We start from the raw sequence: 19,571 nt of genomic DNA, 5'->3' as shown, positions 1-19,571 counted from the left end.
CTTTTTTTCTGTACAATTAAGGATAAGAACAAATATTCGAGGTGAAAGCAATTTGGCAAAGAAAAAAACGAAATTTGTATGTTCAGGCTGTGGCTATGAGTCTGCTAAATGGATGGGAAGATGCCCTGGGTGTGGTGAATGGAATAAAATGGTGGAAGAAGTAGAGATGGTTGCAAAAGGTCCACGAGGAGCATTTCAACATTCTGCTACAGTCACACAAAAGGCAATCCCGATTATCCAAGTGGAAGCTACTGAAGAATCGCGTGTAGCAACAGAAATGGGCGAACTCAATCGTGTATTAGGCGGGGGCATTGTACCTGGTTCTCTAGTATTAATTGGGGGCGATCCTGGAATAGGGAAATCAACATTACTATTACAGGTTTCCGCATTACTCTCGAATAAAGGGCATCGCGTACTTTATATTTCTGGAGAGGAATCTATTCGTCAAACGAAATTACGAGCAGAGCGTTTAGGAGTGATTTCTCAAGAGCTTTACATATACTCCGAAACAAACCTAGAGTTTTTAAACCAAACCATTGATAAAGTACAGCCTAAATTTGTTATTGTCGATTCCATACAAACGGTCTTTCATCCAGAAGTAACAAGCGCCCCTGGTAGTGTCTCACAGGTTCGTGAATGTACAGCTGAGCTGATGCGAATCGCTAAAACCAAAGGCATTGCTATTTTTCTAGTAGGGCATGTAACAAAAGAGGGGCAAATTGCTGGGCCACGTATTTTAGAGCATATGGTGGATACTGTATTGTACTTTGAAGGGGAAAGACATCATAATCATCGTATTTTACGAAGCCAAAAAAACCGCTTCGGATCTACAAATGAAATTGCTATATTTGAAATGCTTCAAGGAGGGTTAAAGGAAGTTCTAAACCCTTCGGAGTTATTTTTACAGGAGCGTTCACAAGGTGCGGCGGGGTCAACTATTGTAGCATCAATGGAGGGGACAAGGCCAATCCTTGTAGAAATTCAATCCTTAGTTACACCTACAAGCTTTAACTATCCTAAACGTATGGCCACAGGTGTCGATCAAAACCGAGTACAATTGCTAATGGCTGTACTAGAAAAGCGTATGGGTCTCATGCTACAAGCTCAGGATGCATATATTAAAGTTGCTGGTGGTGTCAAGCTGGATGAGCCAGCAATAGATTTAGCAGTGTTGACAAGCATTGTATCTAGTTTTAAGGATCAGGCAGTGCGTGCAACGGATTGTTTTATTGGTGAGGTCGGACTAACAGGTGAGGTCCGTCGGGTATCACGTATAGAACAGCGGGTCATTGAAGCGGCGAAGCTTGGATTTAAAAGAGCCTTCATTCCTTCTTCCAATATTGGTGGTTGGGAATTTCCGCAGGGAATTGAAATTGTTGGTGTAGAAACGATAAAAGATGCACTAAATGCATGCTTTAGAGAGTTATAAAGGAAAATGTGCATGTTGGATATTAATCTGACATGCATTTTCCTTCAATTTTTGATGCGAATATCGGAAACTCAAATAAAAGAATAATCGTCCTAAATAATAGCTGATGAATGAATAAAGGATTGTCATCTATTACGAACAAAAATAGAAATTTGTAAAATTTTGTCTAACTAACTTATCCTTGTTACACAACATCAAAAATAATGAGAATTTGACTGAGCTCATGAAAGATTTTCTGCCATAAACTATGTATAATCTTAACTAACAATTAGGAGGTGACAGCTTGTGAAAAAATTTGTTCAAATTGCGTTTTTACTGATTGGAGGAGCATTGGGCCTTGTTTTCTTACCGCCATTATACGAATTGCTTCATTTATCATCTAATCCTTGGCTAGATAATCCTTATGTATCAGTAGCTCTAGGCGCACTTTTACTGTTTACACTATCTTTTGCATTTTCCGATTACTTTGTAAGGCTCATTAGCTGGATGGAAGAAGTTCTGTTTAAGGTTCCTATCGGAGATTTATTATTTGGTACGTTTGGTTTAATAATTGGGTTGATTGTCGCTTACTTTTTAGGCTTTGCCATTGATAGTGTACAATTCCCTGTTATCACAGAAGTACTCCCTATCATCCTGTCATTTGTATTAGGGTATTTAGGGTTCCGACTAGGTTTTAGAAAAAGAGATGAGCTCATACAGCTTTTTACATTACGTAGTACCAATACGAAGAAAAAAGCTGCTGAAGGTGCTGAAGCTCAGGAGGTTCGTGGAAGCTACAAACTGCTAGATACAAGTGTAATTATCGATGGTCGTATTGCTGATATTTCTGAAACAGGCTTCATTGAAGGTATATTAGTTGTACCTCAATTTGTGCTCACAGAGCTTCAGCATATAGCTGATTCTTCTGATACCTTAAAGCGCACAAGAGGTCGGCGTGGTTTAGATATTTTAAAAAAATTACAAGATGAGCGTAAGACAAAAGTTGAAATTACGGATGAGGATTTTGAAGATGTACAAGAGGTAGATTTAAAGCTTGTCCGTCTTGCAAAAAAAATGGGCAACGATACATGCATCGTTACGAATGATTTTAACCTGAATAAAGTCTGTGAGCTCCATCATGTAAAAGTCTTAAATATCAATGATTTAGCGAATGCAGTGAAACCTGTAGTCATACCAGGTGAAGATATGCAGGTTGTGGTTATAAAGGATGGTAAAGAGCATAACCAAGGAGTTGCCTATTTAGATGATGGTACGATGATTGTGGTTGAAGGTGGTCGTAGTTATATCGGACAGGCAATTACAGTTACAGTTACTAGTGTGCTGCAAACATCGGCAGGTCGTATGATATTTGCTAAGCCGAAGGACGATTAGGATGTGGGAAAATGCAATATGAAGTGGTTCTACCTGCTGCTGGAAGTGGTAAGCGTATGGGAGCAGGGCAAAATAAATTATTTTTAAAGCTTTTAGAGAAACCTATTCTGGTACACACACTAGAAGTGTTTCAACAAGATCCCGCTTGCACAGGTATTTGGCTCGCTGTAAAACCAGAAGAACGTGGATTTGTTCAAAAAATGCTAGAGGACTATAGGATTACCAAAGTGAAGGGTTTACCTGATGGGGGTGCTGAGCGACAGCATTCGGTCCATTCGTGCATGAAAGAGATGCAACAGGTAGATATTGTGCTTGTCCATGACGCAGCACGCCCGTTTATTACGCATGATATCATTGCAAAGCTTGTACAGAACGCGCATAATCACGGTGCAGCAATAGCAGGGGTTCGTGCGAAAGATACGATGAAAAAAGTATCACAGAATGGCATTATAGAGGAAACAGTTGATCGAGAAAGCCTTTGGATGGTGCAAACTCCACAAGCATTTCGTTTTGAATTAATTATGGAAGCGGAGGACGTAGCTGAAAAGGTAGGTTTTCTTGGGACAGATGAGTCAATGCTAATGGAGCGTCTCGGACATCAGGTACACATCGTAGAAAGTAGTTATGAAAATGTAAAAATGACAACACAAGAAGACTTAGTATTTGGTGAGGCAATCTTGCGTAAGCGTGGATCATACAATCATTAAGAAATATTATTTATAGAGGCTATTCATTCGTAGTTTTTTGAGGATGGATAGTCTTTTTTATTTGTTTTGGTTGGGGAAAATTGTATGGTCAGAATGCCTTATTGCTTAGTAATCTGTTCATCTATATATGTATGATAATAATGACATTTTGCTAGTCGAATTAGATGCGAAGGCGTAGGAAGAGAATAAAAAGTTGGAATAGCTCAAATAAAGTGGTTTTATCCATTTGTGATCGTTTTACGTGTAAAATGAAATAGTGGATATATGATTAATAAGGTAATAGAATAGATGAAAAGATGTGAGGGGTGTTTATTGTGTCATTAAATGATTGGTTAAATCAAAAGGTTCCAGAAATTACAGGTTCATTAACTAGTATAAATAAACAGTACATCGACGTTGACAACTCAATAGGCTTTGATGGACGGGATCGGGTTATAAAAATAATTGATAATTTCCATGAGGTGCTGTTCCCTGGTATTTATATGACAAGACCTATTGATGAAACAAGGGTGAATGTAGTTTGCAGTAATAAGCTACGTGAAACAGCATTAGATTTGCGGGATATTATCGAAAAAGTATTATTTTATAATATGGAGGACAGTGATCCTGCCAATTGCGAGAAGTATTGCCGTGAACAAGCAGACAAAATTGTTATGAATTTGATTAATCGATTTCCTGCCATTCGCCAAGTGTTACAAACAGATATTCAAGCGGCATATAATGGTGACCCTGCAGCTCTTTCCACAGAGGAGATTTTGCTAAGTTATCCATCTATTGTGGCTGTTTATATTCACCGCATCGCACATGAGTTATACGAAATGGGCGTACAAATTGTGCCTCGTATTATGTCAGAATATGCACACCGATTAACAGGTATCGATATTCATCCAGGGGCTACCATAGGAGAATCTTTCTTTATTGACCATGGAACAGGTGTCGTTATCGGTGAAACTTGTACTATCGGTAAGAATGTAAAAATTTATCAAGGTGTAACATTAGGTGCACTAAGCTTCCCGTTGGATGAAAATGGTAATCCGATTAAGGGCATTAAGCGTCATCCGAATATTGCTGACAATGTTGTCATTTATGCTGGTGCTACTATTTTAGGGGGCGAGACGACGATTGGGCATGATTCCGTCTTAGGGAGTAATATTTGGCTAACACACTCCGTTCCCCCTTATTCACGTGTCTATAATTCACAGCCATCTCCGAATATTAGCAACAGTCAAATGAAAAATATAGAGTATCATATTTAAAGAATATGGGGCAGTCTAGAGAGTGTAGCTTTCTAAACTGCCCATTACTGCTATAGGAGGATAATTATTAAAGCGCTTTTCAAACAACCTAGGGCAAATTTTGATATGATAATGATAAATATTAATTAAAGGAAGATGAATATGTTTCGAATTGGACAAGGTTTTGACGTACATGCATTTGAAGAAGGTCGTCCATTAATTATTGGGGGCATTACCATTCCGCATGAAAAAGGACTCGTAGGACATTCAGATGCGGATGTTCTTTTACACACTGTCACAGATGCAGCTTTAGGAGCAATTGGAGAAGGGGATATTGGCCGTCATTTTCCAGATACAGACCCTGCATTTAAGGACGCGGATTCAGCAAAATTATTAGAGTATATTTGGAAGATTGTTGAGGACAAGGGTTATTCTCTAGGTAATGTCGATTGTACCATTATGGCACAACGTCCTAAAATGGCACCCTATATTGGGCAGATGCAACAACGTATCGCTGAATTATTACACGCAGAGCCTTCACAGGTAAATGTTAAAGCAACTACAACTGAACGATTAGGTTTTACAGGTCGCGAGGAAGGTATTGCGGCAATGGCAACGATTCTATTGATCAAGAAATAAATGTGGATGAACCCCGCTTTTATTTCCTGTAACAGAGTGGTAAAATGAACAAAGTCAATTTTTGATCGAAAATTTAGGAGGCTTTTAATTATGACGAAAGAAGTTCGCGTTCGTTACGCGCCATCTCCAACAGGTTATTTACATATCGGTGGAGCGCGTACAGCATTATTCAATTATTTATATGCAAAACATCATAACGGTAAATTCATTGTACGTATTGAAGATACGGATATTGAACGTAATGTAGAGGGCGGAGAAGCATCTCAGCTAGATAACCTAAAATGGTTAGGTATTGAATATGATGAGTCCATTGATATTGGTGGACCTTATGCGCCTTATCGTCAAATGGAACGTCTTGATATCTATAAAGAACACGCTGAAAAACTATTAGAGCAAGGTGTAGCCTACAAGTGTTTCTGTTCTTCTGAAAAGCTTGAAGCATCTCGTGAAGAACAAAAAGCAAGAGGTGTAGCTGCTCCTACTTATGATGGTACATGTCGCCACTTATCAGCAGATGAAGTTGCTGCTAAAGAAGCGGCAGGTGAGCCATACACAATCCGTATGCGTGTACCTGAAAATGTAACATACGAATTTGAAGATCTAGTTCGTGGACAAGTTACATTTGAGTCTAAAGATATTGGTGATTGGGTACTTGTAAAAGCTAATGGTATTCCAACATATAACTATGCAGTTGTTTTAGATGATCACTTTATGGAAATCTCTCACGTTTTCCGCGGTGAGGAGCATTTATCGAATACACCTAAGCAAATGATGATCTTTGATGCATTTGGTTGGGAATATCCACGCTTTGGTCATATGACATTAATTATTAACGAAAACCGTAAAAAACTATCAAAGCGTGATGAATCGATTATTCAATTTGTTACGCAATATAAAGATTTAGGTTATCTTCCTGAAGCGATGTTTAACTTCTTTGCGCTACTTGGTTGGTCTCCAGAGGGAGAAGAAGAGATTTTCTCAAAAGAAGAATTTATTAAAATTTTTGATGAAAAACGTCTTTCAAAATCACCATCTATGTTCGATAAACAAAAGCTAACATGGATGAATAATCAATATATTAAAAAGTTGTCTTTGGAAGAAGTTGTAGCATTATCTTTACCACACCTACAAAAAGCAGGCTTATTACCTGAAGAATTGACTGCAGAGCAACATGCTTGGGCGACGGATTTAATCGCGCTTTATCATGACCAAATGAGCTTTGGTGCAGAAATTGTCGAATTATCTAGCCTATTCTTTAACGACCATATTGAATATGATGAAGAAGCAAAAGAGGTTTTAGCAGGAGAGCAAGTACCTGAAGTAATGGCAGCATTTAAAGCGCAATTGGAAGAGCTAGAAGAATTTACACCAGATGCGGTAAAAGCTGCAATTAAAGCTGTACAAAAGACAACTGGTCATAAAGGTAAAAATCTGTTCATGCCAATCCGTGTTGTGACAACTGGTGAAACACATGGACCAGAGTTGCCGAACGCCATTTGTTTAATTGGTAAAGAGAAATCAATTGACCGTGTGGAGAAATTTGCACAATAAAGATAAATTTATTGACAATTCATTCTTTCGTTGTAAAATGTATTTACATTGAAAAAGCGTTGATAAGGAGAAGTAAGTGGCGCATGCTCTTAAGAGAGGACCATCATCGGCTGAAAGTGGTCTGAGCCTAGGCAAAACTGAAATGCACCTTTGAGCATAAAGCTGAACGAGAGTAGGCTTTATCGAATCATCCCCGTTAATGGATGTCCAAAGTGGAAGGCTTTTTGTCTTCAATCAGAGTGGAACCACGCAAATCGAGCGTCTCTGTCATTCCTTTTAGGAGTGATAGAGGCGCTTTTTTTATTCAACAGAAAAGGAGAGTGAAATACAATGGGTATTCAAATTTTTAACTCATTAACACGACAAAAGGAAACCTTTGTACCGTTGGAAGAGGGCAAGGTAAAAATGTATGTCTGCGGTCCTACGGTTTATAACTATATCCATATTGGGAATTCACGTCCTGTAATTGTTTATGATACAGTACGTCGTTATTTTCAGTATAAAGGCTATGATGTAAAGTTTGTTTCCAATTTTACGGATGTAGACGATAAAATTATTAAAGCTGCAAATGAGCTTGGTGAAGAAGTACATGAATTAACAGAGCGTTTTATTGCAGCCTATTTTGAAGATGTTACAGCACTGGGATGCAAAAAGGCAGATGTTCATCCACGTGTGACAGAGCATATGGACGATATCATTCAATTTATTCAAGTGCTAATTGAAAAGGGCTACGCTTATGAGTCTGCTGGAGATGTGTATTACCGTACTCGTAAATTTGATGGCTACGGTAAATTATCACACCAATCAGTTGACGATTTAAAAATCGGTGCTCGTATTGAAGCAGGCGAGAAAAAAGATGATGCGTTAGATTTTGCTTTATGGAAAGCTGCTAAGCCAGGTGAGATATTCTGGGAAAGCCCATGGGGAGATGGCCGTCCAGGGTGGCATATTGAGTGTTCTGTAATGGCTCGTGAACATTTAGGAGATACTATTGATATTCATGCTGGTGGGCAGGATTTAACTTTCCCTCACCACGAAAATGAAATTGCTCAATCAGAGGCACACAATGATAAAACATTTGCGCGTTATTGGATGCATAACGGGTATATTAATATAGATAATGAAAAGATGTCCAAATCTCTTGGGAATTTTATTCTTGTGAATGATATCCGTAAACAAATTGACCCGCAGATATTGCGTTTCTTCATGCTATCTGTCCATTATCGTCATCCAATTAACTTTGCGAAGGATCTAGTAGAAGCTGCTGCGTCAGGTTTAGAGCGCATTCGTACAGCATACAACAATGTGAAGCACCGCCTTACGACTACCGTAAGCTTAGGAGATCATTCAGAAGAATGGCTGAACAAAATTACGGAACAAAAAGCGCATTTTGAAGAGGCAATGGACGATGATTTTAATACAGCCAACGCTATTTCTGTATTATTTGAAGTAGCTCGTATTGCTAATATTTATTTAAATGAAGCCAATACTTGCAAGAAAGTATTAGAAACCTTTATTGAAACCTTTGAAGTACTAGGTGACGTCTTAGGTATTGAATTTGCAAAAGAAGAAGAACTATTAGACGAAGAAATTGAAGCATTATTACAAGAGCGCGTCGAGGCACGTAAAAATCGTGATTTTGCTCGTTCTGATGAGATCCGTGACCATTTGCAAGCCCAAGGTATCATTTTAGAAGATACACGACAAGGAACTAGATGGAAACGAGGGTAATTAAGTTGGATAAACTTCGCAATGAAGATGTTAAACAATTAAAAGCGCTGGCGTTAGCCTATATGGGTGATGCCGTATTGGAACAAAAGGTCCGAGAATATTTGCTACGCTCTGGTCGTGTTAAACCAAACACACTACATCGAGAGGCAACTCGCTACGTTTCAGCAAAAGCGCAATCTATGATCGTTCATCGCATGATAGATGAAAATTATTTAACAGAGGAGGAATTGGCTGTGTTCCGCCGTGGACGCAATGCCAAATCCGGCTCTGTACCAAAAAATACGGATGTCCAAACCTATCGTAATAGCTCAGGCTTTGAGGCGGTGCTTGGTAGTTTATATTTATTGAATGAACTAGAACGCGTCTACGAAATCATTGCATATGCTATTCAAATAATCGAGGAATCAAAAGGAGTGTCTAAATAATGGCAGAACAGAATGGTGAAATTATTGCCGGTAAAAACCCAGTGTTAGAAGCACTTCGTTCAGGCCGCGATATGAATAAAGTATGGATTGCAGAAGGAGTAAAGAAATCTGGCGTCAATGAACTGCTAGATTTAGCCCGTGAACGTGGTGTTATAGTTCAATTTGTCCCAAAAAAGAAAGTTGATCAATTATCAAGTGCTAATCATCAAGGAATCGTTGCTTCTGTTGCCGCTTATAAGTATGCTGAACTTGAGGATTTATTTGCAGCAGCGGCTAATAAACAGGAAGATCCTTTTTTCTTAATCTTAGATGAGTTAGAGGATCCTCATAATCTAGGGTCTATTATGAGAACGGCTGATGCTATAGGGGCACATGGTATTATTATTCCTAAGCGCCGTTCAGTGAGTTTAACAGCAGTAGTGGCAAAGGCATCTACAGGAGCGATTGAACACGTTCCAGTTGTACGTGTAAACAACCTTGCTCAAACAATAGATGAATTAAAAGAACGCGGTATATGGATTGCAGGGACAGATGCAAAGGGATCAGCAGATTATCGAAAAATGGATGCAACATTACCATTAGCCATCATTATCGGTAGTGAGGGCAAAGGGATGGGGCGTTTATTAAAAGAGAAATGCGATTTTTTATATCACTTACCGATGGTTGGGCATGTCACATCACTGAACGCATCAGTAGCAGCGGCTTTATTAATGTACGAAGTGTATCGTAAACGTCAAGAAGCGATTGAATAACAATGAAAAACATTTTGCTTGTTGATGGCTATAATATGATTGGATCTTGGAAAGAGCTGCGGCCATTGCGTGATACGAATTTTGAGGATGCGCGTAGAAGGTTGATAGAACTCATGGCTGAATATAAAGCAGCGATGGGTTGGCGCGTAATTATTGTTTTTGACGCACATCTTGTACCAGGAGTAGAGCAATCTTATATAGAAAATGATGTAGAAGTCATTTATACACGAAAAAATGAAACAGCAGATGAACGTATTGAAAAAATGACGCATGAATTAAAGGCTAGAAATGTACAAATTCATGTAGCAACTTCTGATATGGCAGAGCAAAGTGTTATATTTGGGAATGGTGCCTTAAGGAAATCGGCTAGAGAGCTAGAAATTGATACAAGTATTATCCAACATAAAATTACTCACGATGTGAAGCGGAAGCAAGAAAGTAAGCCGCCTTCTCGTATAGAATTAAAGCCAGATGTTGCGCTCGCGTTTGAAAAATGGCGACGAGGGTTGAAATGATTGATTGACGCATATTTTCCAATTCCGTTATACTGTTTCTAATTATCTGTTGTGGCTGAGGTGATACCATGTTTAAAAATAGCATTGTACAAGTGACACAAGATTTTGAACGATTCAATGATGAAGAGCTTATTGAAATGGTGCATCAAGGTAATACAGATGCGTTGGATTATTTGATTACGAAATACCGTTTGTTAGTAAGAGCGAAGGCAAGATCCTATTTTTTAATCGGAGCAGATAAGGAAGATATTGTACAAGAGGGCATGATAGGCTTATATAAAGCGATTCGTGATTTTAAAGGTGATAAGCTTGCATCATTCAGGGCTTTTGCAGAGTTATGCATTACAAGGCAGATTATCACAGCTATTAAAACAGCAACTAGGCAAAAGCATATACCTCTAAATTCCTATATTTCTTTGGACAAGCCTATATTCGACGAAGAGTCAGACCGAACGCTTATGGATGTACTAACGGGTGCTATTATGGATGATCCAGAAGAATTGATGATTCATAGAGAAGAGTTTGGATATTTAGAAGAAAAGATGAGTGAGATTTTAAGTGAATTAGAGCTACAAGTTTTAGCCTTATATCTAGACGGTCAGTCTTATCATGAAATTTCCGCCAAATTAAATCGTCATGTGAAATCTATCGATAATGCATTGCAGCGGGTAAAACGTAAATTAGAACGTCATTTAGTCCTTGAGGAAATGTCTTAGCCCATATAGGCTTTATTGACATTGACAAATATAGGTGTTAGTCTTAAAAAGACAAAGTGCCGAAAAAGGTGATTATATGGCAAAAAAAGTCGTGCTAAATTGTGAGAAATGTGGTTCGAGAAATTACACGTTCCCAGCTAAAGAAGGTTCAACTGTACGTCTCGAATTAAAGAAATTTTGCTCGCATTGCAATGAACATACAATGCATAAACAAACGCTATAAAATGATATGTAAATAGACAGATTTGATTGATTCGGAGGTTAAGCTAGAATGGGCAAGATCAAAAGCTTTTTCAGCGATGTAATGTCAGAAATGCGCAAAACAAGCTGGCCGAAAAGTAAAGAACTGACGAAATATACAGTCGTTGTAATTTCAACTGTTGTCATTATGGCTTTATTTTTTGTGTTAGTTGACTTAGGTATTTCATCATTATTCCGCTGGTACTTAGATTTATAATTTAGTAAATAGCATATTTTTGAAATAGCCCGTCCATTGCAATAACGGGTTTTTTCGTTTGTTTTATCTTCATTCAGCAGAAAACTCCATCTAATTGGATCGATGAGATGGGTGAAGTGAAGCGCAAAGCAGTAAAATCTCCTCATTATGATAAATACTACTAGGAGAGTATGATAGTAGCGATAGATGACTATGCTAGTTTCGGTATATATCATCGAGCTTTCGCAAGTAATTAGCGAAAGCTATATTTTTCTAATGAGATGTTTGTGAAAAGAGTAAAAATGCATTGAGCGTATCGCGATTCATTTTCACTTTTATTTGTAAGGGAGGGACGGACGAGGAGTCCTAGTAGTTATGGAGAAAAATTGGTATGTTGTTCATACGTATTCAGGGTATGAAAACCGTGTAAAAGCAAACCTAGAGAAACGTGTAGAAACAATGGGAATGCAAGATAAAATCTTCCGTGTGATTGTTCCTGAGCACGAAGAAACAGAAATGAAAGATGGAAAAAAACGTACAATGATGCGTAAAGTTTTCCCTGGTTATGTGTTAGTAGAGTTAATCATGACAGATGATTCTTGGTATGTAGTTCGAAATACGCCTGGTGTTACGGGCTTTATCGGTTCATCTGGTGGAGGAGCAAAACCAACACCGTTATTACCTGAAGAAGCCGATCGTTTACTGCAGCAAATGGGTATGACCGATAAAGTTGTAGAAGTGGACATTACTGTTGGTGAAGCAGTAGAAGTATTAGAAGGGCCGTTTGCTCATTTCCAAGGGCGTGTTGAAGAAATTGACACAGAAAAAGGTAAAATTAAAGTGACGGTTGATATGTTTGGTCGCGAAACAATTATGGAGCTAGATTTCGAACAAGTTCAAAAATTATAGTTCTAACAATAGAACACTACATGCTAATTGGTAGATGTTTCGCAGATTTTGTTAATTACTACTTGCTTAAAAAAAGTAAAAGTGGTATCATTTCATAGGTCAGACTGTCATACTTTTGTTTGACGTCTGTAATGATAATTTTAATGTTATCGGCACTTAGCTGACAGACAGATATTGAGTGGGAGGGGCAACCCAATTACCACATCACGGACTTAAGGAGGTGTGTCTCGTGGCTAAAAAAGTTATTAAAGTTGTAAAACTTCAAATCCCTGCTGGTAAAGCTAACCCAGCTCCACCGGTTGGTCCTGCATTAGGTCAAGCGGGTGTGAACATCATGGGATTCTGTAAAGAATTTAATGCGCGTACTGCTGATCAAGCTGGTCTTATTATCCCAGTTGAAATTTCAGTATTCGAGGATCGTTCTTTCACTTTCATTACAAAAACTCCACCTGCAGCAGTTCTACTTAAAGTAGCAGCTGGTATCCAATCTGGATCTGGTGAACCAAACCGTAAAAAAGTGGCAACGGTTAAACGTGATAAAGTTCGCGAAATCGCTGAAACTAAAATGCCAGACCTTAACGCTGCTTCAGTAGAAGCTGCTATGTTAATGGTTGAAGGTACTGCACGAAGCATGGGTATTGTTATCGAAGACTAATCCCATTTACTTGATGTTTTGTTTTTTGGAAGGTTGCGAAGTTTCTTTGTGAACACGCAACCTTTATTCGTGGGAGGTAAAATCCGCTATAACCACAATCAAGGAGGAAATATATAATGGCTAAAAAAGGTAAAAAACTGCAAGATGCAGCAAAATTAATTGATCGTAACGCACTATACACTGCACAAGAAGCAATCGAACTTGCTCAAAAAACTAGCACAGTAAACTTCGACGCTACTGTAGAAGTTGCTTTCCGCTTAGGTATTGATACTCGTAAGAACGACCAACAAATCCGTGGCGCAGTAGTGCTACCAAACGGTACTGGTAAAACTCAACGCGTATTAGTATTTGCAAAAGGTGAAAAGCTTAAAGAAGCTGAAGCAGCTGGTGCTGACTATGTAGGCGATGCAGAATATATCCAAAAAATCCAACAAGGTTGGTTTGACTTCGATGTAATCGTAGCAACTCCTGACATGATGGGTGAAGTTGGTAAACTTGGTCGTGTATTAGGACCTAAAGGTTTAATGCCAAACCCTAAAACTGGTACAGTTACTTTTGATGTAACAAAAGCTATCGAAGAAATCAAAGCTGGTAAAGTAGAATACCGTGCTGATAAAGCTGGTATTATCCACGCTCCTATCGGTAAAGTTTCTTTCTCAGCAGAAAAATTAGTAGAAAACTTCTTAGCTGTTTTTGATGTAGTACAAAAAGCAAAACCTGCTGCAGCTAAAGGTACTTACATGAAATCTGTAAATGTTACAACTACAATGGGTCCAGCGGTTAAAATTGACGCTTCTAACGTAGTAGTAAAATAATTTATATATATGTATTGACGATAGTGGCTATACGTGATACTATAGTTGCTGTTGTGAATTATCCATTTGTACCGTAGACAGTAGGAGTGACTTGTCACTTAATGTTCCTACCGAGGACATCGGAATTCAGATTCTTATTTAAAGATGATGACTTTCAGCCTCTGTGTCTATTTGACTCGGAGGCTTTTCTTTTGTCGGTATAAATGACCCATTCTAATAGGAGGTGTCATCATGAGCAAAGCAATCGAAAACAAACAAGTACAAGTTCAAGAGATTACTGAAAAATTCCAAGGCGCTGCTTCTGTAGTAGTTGTGGATTACCGTGGTCTTAATGTTGCACAAGTAACAGAGCTTCGTAAACAACTTCGTGAAGCTGGCGTTGAGTTCAAAGTTTACAAAAACACTTTAACTCGTCGTGCTGCTGAAGCTGCTGGCCTTGAAGGAATCAACGACGTATTAGTTGGTCCTAACGCAATTGCGTTCTCAAATGAAGATGTTGTAGCGCCTGCTAAAATCATCAACGAGTTCGCGAAGAAAAACGAAGCTTTAGAAATTAAAGCTGGTATTATTGAAGGTACTATCTCTTCTGTTGAAGATGTTAAAGCACTTGCAGAACTTCCATCACGCGAAGGTCTACTTTCTATGCTTTTATCTGTACTTCAAGCTCCAGTGCGTAACTTCGCACTTGCAACAAAAGCTGTTGCAGAACAAAAAGAAGAACAAGGCGCGTAATTTAGTACGCACTAATACTTCTGCGGCCTGATCGCAAAAAATAAAACATTATCCAATTAGGAGGAAATTATAATGAATAAAGAGCAAATCTTAGAAGCTATCAAAGCTATGACAGTTCTTGAATTAAACGATTTAGTAAAAGCTATCGAAGAAGAATTCGGTGTAACAGCTGCTGCTCCAGTAGCAGTAGTTGCTGGTGGTGCTGCTGCAGCTGAAGAAAAAACAGAATTTGACGTAGTATTAGCATCTGCTGGTGCAGAAAAAATCAAAGTAATCAAAGTGGTTCGTGAAATCACTGGTTTAGGTCTTAAAGAAGCTAAAGAAGTAGTAGATAACGCTCCTAAAGCTCTTAAAGAAGGCGTTTCTAAAGATGAAGCTGAAGAAATCAAAGCTAAACTTGAAGAAGTTGGCGCATCTGTAGAAGTTAAGTAATCTCGCGTTACTTTTTAACAAAAGGAAAGCTCGTCATTTTGGCGAGCTTTTTTCTTCATTCTGAGGAGGCGTGAAAATGTCAGATCACTATTATACAAGTAAGCCTCAAACTGAAAGTAAACCACGTCACTGGACATTCAAGTTACTAGGGCATACGTTTTCATTTGAAACGGATGCAGGTGTATTTAGTAAAAGCGAAGTAGATTTTGGATCCCGTGTTTTAATAGACGCTTTTCAAATGCCTGATATTGATGGTGCGATTTTTGATGTAGGTTGTGGATACGGGCCGATAGGGTTATCGATTGCCAAAACTAATCCAGACCGTACCGTTTTTATGATGGATATAAATGAACGTGCAGTTGCGCTTTCGCAAAAAAATGCGCAAGTGAACGGTGTTCAAAATGTGCGAATATTTGTGAGTGACGGCCTATCGATGGTTGATAACGATGTAGATGCGGCAGCAATCTTAACGAATCCACCAATTCGTGCGGGGAAGGAAACGATTTTCCGCTTTTACGATGGAGCTTACGATCGGCTAGTGTCTTCGGGTGAACTCTGGGTAGTCATTCAGAAGAAACAAGGAGCGCCATCGACAGTAAGTTACTTAGAAGAAAAGTTTTCAGAAGTCGATGTAGTAGAAAAGAAAAAAGGGTACTGGATAGTACGCGCAAAAAAATAAATGAAATATGTATAATTTATTGACTTGACAAATCGGCTATGATAATATGATACAATGCAAAAATATTATTTTGAGGTCGTATGCCCTTTTTGTATAGAATTGTTTTAATATGGGTATACTTGCCAAGATAAGTTTAGTTAACCGAAAATGAGATCTTTTTGAAGACTCGTTTTCTTTTTGTCTTTCGAAATCATACACTATTTGTATGATTTTGCAAAGACCTAATATCGCTTTATTGAGGGGTGAATGAGTTGACAGGTCAACTAGTTCAGTACGGACAACACCGCCAGCGTAGAAGCTTTGCGCGTATTAAAGAGGTGCTTGAGCTTCCAAATCTGATTGAGATTCAAACGGCGTCTTACGAGTGGTTCCTTGAAGAAGGTTTACGTGAAATGTTCCGTGACATTTCGCCGATCGAGGACTTTACAGGTAATCTTTCATTAGAATTCATCGATTATTCATTAGGTGAGCCTAAATATGATGTTGATGAGTGTAAAGAGCGAGATGTTACTTACGCAGCTCCATTACGTGTGAAAGTACGTCTTTACAACAAAGAAACAGACGAAGTGAAAGAACAAGATGTCTTCATGGGTGACTTCCCGTTAATGACAGAAACAGGTACGTTCATTATCAACGGTGCTGAACGTGTTATCGTTTCACAATTAGTTCGTTCACCAAGTGTGTATTTCCATGATAAAACTGATAAAAACGGTAAAAAAGGCTTTGGAGCTACAGTTATTCCAAACCGCGGTGCTTGGTTAGAGTATGAAACTGATGCGAAAGACGTAGTTTATGTGCGAATTGATCGTACTCGTAAGCTACCAGTAACAGTGTTACTACGTGCATTAGGTTTCGGTTCAGATCAAGAAATTATCGATATTATCGGTGATAACGAGTATCTACGTAATACGTTAGAAAAAGATAACTCTGAAAGTACAGAAAAAGCGCTTTTAGAAATCTATGAACGTTTACGTCCAGGTGAGCCACCAACAGTAGAAAGTGCGAAGAGTTTATTATACTCTCGTTTCTTCGATGCTAAACGTTATGATTTAGCGAATGTTGGTCGCTACAAAATGAATAAAAAGCTTCACATTAAAAATCGTTTATTCAATCAAACGATTGCTGAAACGCTTGTAGATCCAGAAACAGGCGAAATTTTAGTAGAAAAAGGTACAGTACTAGATCGTCGTACTTTAGATAAAATTCTACCTTACCTAGAAGATTCATCAAAAGGTATTGGTTACCGCACTTTATCACAAGTCGGTGGAGTGCTTGAAGATGATGTAACCATCCAGTCTATTAAGATTTATGCTCCAAAAGATGAAGCGCAAAAAGAAATTAATATCATTGGTAATGCGTACATTGATGAAGAAGTGAAGAATATTACACCTGCTGATGTTTTATCTTCAGTAAGCTATTTCTTTAACTTACTTTACCAAGTAGGTGCAACAGATGATATTGACCATTTGGGTAACCGTCGCCTACGTTCTGTTGGTGAGTTACTACAAAACCAATTCCGTATCGGTTTGTCTCGTATGGAACGTGTAGTACGTGAGCGTATGTCAATTAATGACACAGCTGCGATCGTACCACAACAATTAATCAATATCCGTCCAGTGATTGCGTCCATTAAAGAGTTCTTCGGAAGCTCTCAATTATCACAATTCATGGACCAAACAAACCCATTAGCAGAGTTAACGCATAAACGTCGTCTATCTGCATTAGGACCTGGTGGTTTAACGCGTGAGCGCGCTGGCTTCGAAGTACGTGACGTTCACTACTCTCACTATGGTCGTATGTGTCCAATTGAGACACCAGAGGGTCCAAACATTGGGTTAATCAACTCATTATCTTCATTTGCAAAAGTAAATAAATTTGGCTTCATTGAAACACCTTATCGTCGTATTGACCACGAAACAGGTCGAGTAACGGAGCAAATTGATTATTTAACAGCTGATGAAGAAGATAACTACTATGTAGCACAAGCAAATTCACCGTTAAATCCCGATGGTACTTTTGTAAATGATGAAGTAGTAGGTCGTTTCCGTGGTGATAACACGGTATTCAGTAAAGCGCAAATGGACTACATGGATGTATCACCTAAACAAGTTGTCTCTGCAGCGACTGCATGTATACCGTTCTTAGAAAACGATGACTCGAACCGTGCACTTATGGGTGCCAACATGCAACGTCAAGCAGTTCCACTTCTTAACCCAGAAGCACCATTCGTTGGTACTGGTATGGAGCATGTTGATGCGCGTGATTCTGGTGCAGCTGTAGTAGCGAAGTATGATGGTATTGTTGAGCACGTTGAAGCTCGCTCTATCCATGTTCGCCGCATTGAAGTTGTAGACGGCAAAGAGGTTAAAGGCGATTTAACAAAATATAAATTACAAAAGTTCATTCGTTCTAACCAAGGTACTTCTTATAACCAACGTCCACTTGTAAAAGTAGGCGAACGTGTGAAGCCTCGAGATATTTTAGCAGATGGTCCATCAATGGAAAAAGGTGAACTAGCTCTTGGACGTAACGTACTTGTTGCCTTCATGACTTGGAACGGCTTTAACTATGAGGATGCTGTTATTATGAGTGAGCGCCTTGTAAAAGACGATGTCTATACATCTGTTCATATTGAAGAATATGAATCAGAGTCTCGTGATACAAAGCTTGGGCCTGAAGAAATCACTCGTGATATTCCAAACGTCGGAGAAGATGCACTTCGTAACCTAGACGAACGTGGTATTATCCGTATTGGTGCGGAAGTACGTGACGGTGATATTCTTGTTGGGAAAGTAACGCCTAAAGGGGTTACAGAATTAACTGCTGAAGAGCGTTTATTACATGCAATCTTCGGTGAAAAAGCTCGTGAGGTTCGTGATACTTCATTACGTGTACCACACGGTGCTGGCGGTATCATTCTTGATGTTAAAGTATTTAACCGTGAAGATGGCGATGAATTACCACCAGGTGTTAACCAATTAGTTCGTGCTTATATTGTTCAAAAACGTAAAATTCGTGTTGGGGACAAAATGGCCGGACGTCATGGTAACAAAGGGGTTATCTCTCGTATCTTACCAGAAGAAGATATGCCATTCATGCCAGATGGCACGCCTGTTGATATCATGTTAAATCCACTTGGTGTACCTTCCCGTATGAATATCGGACAAGTTTTAGAGTTACACTTAGGTATGGCTTCTCGTTATCTAGGCGTTCACATGGCTACACCAGTATTTGATGGTGCTAATGAAGAAGACGTTTGGGAAACAATGGAAGAAGCTGGGATGAACCGTGACGGTAAAACAATCCTGTATGATGGACGTTCTGGTGAACCATTCGATAACCGTGTATCAGTAGGTATCATGTATATGATCAAACTTGCTCACATGGTTGATGATAAACTTCATGCACGTTCAACTGGTCCTTACTCACTTGTTACGCAACAACCACTTGGTGGTAAAGCGCAATTTGGTGGACAACGTTTTGGTGAGATGGAGGTATGGGCACTTGAAGCTTATGGTGCTGCGTATACACTTCAAGAAATCTTAACGGTTAAATCTGATGACGTTGTTGGTCGTGTGAAAACATATGAAGCCATCGTTAAAGGTGAAAGTGTACCAGAGCCAGGTGTTCCTGAGTCATTCAAAGTATTGATTAAAGAACTTCAATCTCTTGGTATGGATGTTAAGATGTTAACAGTTAATGATGAAGAAGTAGAGCTTCGCGATTTAGACGAAGAAGATGATCTTCAGCCAGCTGATGCACTTAACATTGCACCACAGCCAGATACAGAAGAAGAGCCAGTAGAGTCTTTTGAATAATGGAAAACCAAATTCACAAATGTG

20 protein-coding genes and 2 other annotated features are annotated in these 19,571 nt (G+C 38.9%); all 20 genes read left to right on the top strand.

Annotation, left to right across the window (positions count from 1 at the left end; translation table 11 throughout):
- The first annotated feature begins 52 nt into the window (after positions 1-52).
- The 20 genes from radA to rpoB all read left to right on the top strand — a co-directional run bounded on the left by radA (position 53) and on the right by rpoB (position 19,547).
- Positions 53-1,429 carry a DNA repair protein RadA gene (gene radA / locus NP781_RS21915; RefSeq protein ID WP_257520822.1) on the top strand — a complete coding sequence of 459 codons (1,377 nt, stop codon included), beginning with the start codon at positions 53-55 and terminating at the stop codon, positions 1,427-1,429.
- 285 nt (positions 1,430-1,714) lie between these two features.
- Complete coding sequence (locus tag NP781_RS21910) at positions 1,715-2,800, top strand: PIN/TRAM domain-containing protein (RefSeq protein WP_257520821.1); 1,086 nt, start codon at positions 1,715-1,717, stop codon at positions 2,798-2,800.
- An 11-nt stretch (positions 2,801-2,811) separates the two neighbouring features.
- Positions 2,812-3,507, top strand: a complete 696-nt coding sequence (gene ispD, locus NP781_RS21905; protein WP_257520820.1) for a 2-C-methyl-D-erythritol 4-phosphate cytidylyltransferase — start codon at positions 2,812-2,814, stop codon at positions 3,505-3,507.
- Positions 3,508-3,821: 314 nt separating this feature from the next.
- Positions 3,822-4,763 carry a serine O-acetyltransferase EpsC gene (gene epsC, locus NP781_RS21900; protein ID WP_004233580.1) on the top strand — a complete coding sequence of 314 codons (942 nt, stop codon included), beginning with the start codon at positions 3,822-3,824 and terminating at the stop codon, positions 4,761-4,763.
- A gap of 141 nt (positions 4,764-4,904) precedes the next feature.
- Complete coding sequence (ispF, locus tag NP781_RS21895; RefSeq protein ID WP_004233581.1) at positions 4,905-5,381, top strand: 2-C-methyl-D-erythritol 2,4-cyclodiphosphate synthase; 477 nt, start codon at positions 4,905-4,907, stop codon at positions 5,379-5,381.
- A 90-nt stretch (positions 5,382-5,471) separates the two neighbouring features.
- The gene (gene gltX / locus NP781_RS21890; protein WP_221682387.1) at positions 5,472-6,932 is read left to right on the top strand and encodes a glutamate--tRNA ligase; all 1,461 of its coding nucleotides are present in this window, start codon (positions 5,472-5,474) and stop codon (positions 6,930-6,932) included.
- A gap of 50 nt (positions 6,933-6,982) precedes the next feature.
- Positions 6,983-7,201, top strand: a binding site (T-box leader).
- A 61-nt stretch (positions 7,202-7,262) separates the two neighbouring features.
- On the top strand, positions 7,263-8,663 hold the full coding sequence (cysS, locus tag NP781_RS21885; RefSeq protein WP_257520819.1) for a cysteine--tRNA ligase: 1,401 nt from the start codon (positions 7,263-7,265) through the stop codon (positions 8,661-8,663).
- Complete coding sequence (locus tag NP781_RS21880; RefSeq protein WP_009373982.1) at positions 8,648-9,088, top strand: Mini-ribonuclease 3; 441 nt, start codon at positions 8,648-8,650, stop codon at positions 9,086-9,088. The genes cysS and NP781_RS21880 overlap by 16 nt, the downstream gene beginning before the upstream one ends.
- On the top strand, positions 9,088-9,840 hold the full coding sequence (rlmB, locus tag NP781_RS21875; RefSeq protein WP_004233585.1) for a 23S rRNA (guanosine(2251)-2'-O)-methyltransferase RlmB: 753 nt from the start codon (positions 9,088-9,090) through the stop codon (positions 9,838-9,840). The genes NP781_RS21880 and rlmB overlap by 1 nt, the downstream gene beginning before the upstream one ends.
- 2 nt (positions 9,841-9,842) lie before the next feature.
- Positions 9,843-10,355, top strand: a complete 513-nt coding sequence (locus NP781_RS21870) for an NYN domain-containing protein (protein WP_054548958.1) — start codon at positions 9,843-9,845, stop codon at positions 10,353-10,355.
- 68 nt (positions 10,356-10,423) lie between these two features.
- Positions 10,424-11,071, top strand: coding sequence for an RNA polymerase sporulation sigma factor SigH (gene sigH / locus NP781_RS21865; RefSeq protein ID WP_004233587.1), 648 nt, complete (start codon positions 10,424-10,426; stop codon positions 11,069-11,071).
- A 76-nt stretch (positions 11,072-11,147) separates the two neighbouring features.
- Positions 11,148-11,294, top strand: a complete 147-nt coding sequence (gene rpmG / locus NP781_RS21860; RefSeq protein ID WP_004233588.1) for a 50S ribosomal protein L33 — start codon at positions 11,148-11,150, stop codon at positions 11,292-11,294.
- A gap of 48 nt (positions 11,295-11,342) precedes the next feature.
- On the top strand, positions 11,343-11,528 hold the full coding sequence (secE, locus tag NP781_RS21855; RefSeq protein ID WP_004233589.1) for a preprotein translocase subunit SecE: 186 nt from the start codon (positions 11,343-11,345) through the stop codon (positions 11,526-11,528).
- Positions 11,529-11,882: 354 nt separating this feature from the next.
- On the top strand, positions 11,883-12,416 hold the full coding sequence (gene nusG, locus NP781_RS21850) for a transcription termination/antitermination protein NusG (RefSeq protein WP_004233590.1): 534 nt from the start codon (positions 11,883-11,885) through the stop codon (positions 12,414-12,416).
- 229 nt (positions 12,417-12,645) lie between these two features.
- Positions 12,646-13,071, top strand: a complete 426-nt coding sequence (rplK, locus tag NP781_RS21845) for a 50S ribosomal protein L11 (RefSeq protein WP_004233593.1) — start codon at positions 12,646-12,648, stop codon at positions 13,069-13,071.
- Between the two features lie 116 nt (positions 13,072-13,187).
- A complete protein-coding gene (gene rplA / locus NP781_RS21840; RefSeq protein ID WP_004233594.1) occupies positions 13,188-13,886 on the top strand; it encodes a 50S ribosomal protein L1 in 699 nt (232 codons plus the stop codon).
- A 53-nt stretch (positions 13,887-13,939) separates the two neighbouring features.
- Positions 13,940-14,085, top strand: a sequence feature (ribosomal protein L10 leader region).
- A gap of 32 nt (positions 14,086-14,117) precedes the next feature.
- Positions 14,118-14,618 (top strand): 50S ribosomal protein L10, encoded by a 501-nt coding sequence (gene rplJ / locus NP781_RS21835; RefSeq protein WP_004233596.1) that lies wholly within the window; start codon positions 14,118-14,120, stop codon positions 14,616-14,618.
- 72 nt (positions 14,619-14,690) lie between these two features.
- Positions 14,691-15,050 carry a 50S ribosomal protein L7/L12 gene (gene rplL / locus NP781_RS21830; protein ID WP_004233598.1) on the top strand — a complete coding sequence of 120 codons (360 nt, stop codon included), beginning with the start codon at positions 14,691-14,693 and terminating at the stop codon, positions 15,048-15,050.
- Between the two features lie 76 nt (positions 15,051-15,126).
- Complete coding sequence (locus NP781_RS21825) at positions 15,127-15,729, top strand: class I SAM-dependent methyltransferase (protein ID WP_004233600.1); 603 nt, start codon at positions 15,127-15,129, stop codon at positions 15,727-15,729.
- Between the two features lie 242 nt (positions 15,730-15,971).
- Positions 15,972-19,547 carry a DNA-directed RNA polymerase subunit beta gene (gene rpoB, locus NP781_RS21820; protein ID WP_221682385.1) on the top strand — a complete coding sequence of 1,192 codons (3,576 nt, stop codon included), beginning with the start codon at positions 15,972-15,974 and terminating at the stop codon, positions 19,545-19,547.
- The last annotated feature ends 24 nt before the right edge of the window (positions 19,548-19,571 follow it).

This window comes from Lysinibacillus sp. FN11 (assembly GCF_024628845.1).
Lineage (GTDB): Bacteria > Bacillota > Bacilli > Bacillales_A > Planococcaceae > Lysinibacillus > Lysinibacillus capsici.
Note: the sequence above shows the minus strand (reverse complement) of the source record. Positions and strands in the feature narration are given on the sequence as shown.

Excerpts from the sequence above, each read along its gene's own strand:
- rlmB (WP_004233585.1), top strand. The coding sequence starts at position 9,088 with ATGGCAGAACAGAATGGTGAAATTATTGCCGGTAAAAACCCAGTGTTA.
- rpmG (WP_004233588.1), top strand. The coding sequence starts at position 11,148 with ATGGCAAAAAAAGTCGTGCTAAATTGTGAGAAATGTGGTTCGAGAAAT.
- ispF (WP_004233581.1), top strand. The coding sequence starts at position 4,905 with ATGTTTCGAATTGGACAAGGTTTTGACGTACATGCATTTGAAGAAGGT.
- gltX (WP_221682387.1), top strand. The coding sequence starts at position 5,472 with ATGACGAAAGAAGTTCGCGTTCGTTACGCGCCATCTCCAACAGGTTAT.
- ispD (WP_257520820.1), top strand. The coding sequence starts at position 2,812 with ATGCAATATGAAGTGGTTCTACCTGCTGCTGGAAGTGGTAAGCGTATG.
- NP781_RS21880 (WP_009373982.1), top strand. The coding sequence starts at position 8,648 with ATGGAAACGAGGGTAATTAAGTTGGATAAACTTCGCAATGAAGATGTT.
- sigH (WP_004233587.1), top strand. The coding sequence starts at position 10,424 with ATGTTTAAAAATAGCATTGTACAAGTGACACAAGATTTTGAACGATTC.
- rplL (WP_004233598.1), top strand. The coding sequence starts at position 14,691 with ATGAATAAAGAGCAAATCTTAGAAGCTATCAAAGCTATGACAGTTCTT.
- nusG (WP_004233590.1), top strand. The coding sequence starts at position 11,883 with ATGGAGAAAAATTGGTATGTTGTTCATACGTATTCAGGGTATGAAAAC.
- NP781_RS21825 (WP_004233600.1), top strand. The coding sequence starts at position 15,127 with ATGTCAGATCACTATTATACAAGTAAGCCTCAAACTGAAAGTAAACCA.
- rplJ (WP_004233596.1), top strand. The coding sequence starts at position 14,118 with ATGAGCAAAGCAATCGAAAACAAACAAGTACAAGTTCAAGAGATTACT.
- rplA (WP_004233594.1), top strand. The coding sequence starts at position 13,188 with ATGGCTAAAAAAGGTAAAAAACTGCAAGATGCAGCAAAATTAATTGAT.
- NP781_RS21870 (WP_054548958.1), top strand. The coding sequence starts at position 9,843 with ATGAAAAACATTTTGCTTGTTGATGGCTATAATATGATTGGATCTTGG.
- cysS (WP_257520819.1), top strand. The coding sequence starts at position 7,263 with ATGGGTATTCAAATTTTTAACTCATTAACACGACAAAAGGAAACCTTT.
- secE (WP_004233589.1), top strand. The coding sequence starts at position 11,343 with ATGGGCAAGATCAAAAGCTTTTTCAGCGATGTAATGTCAGAAATGCGC.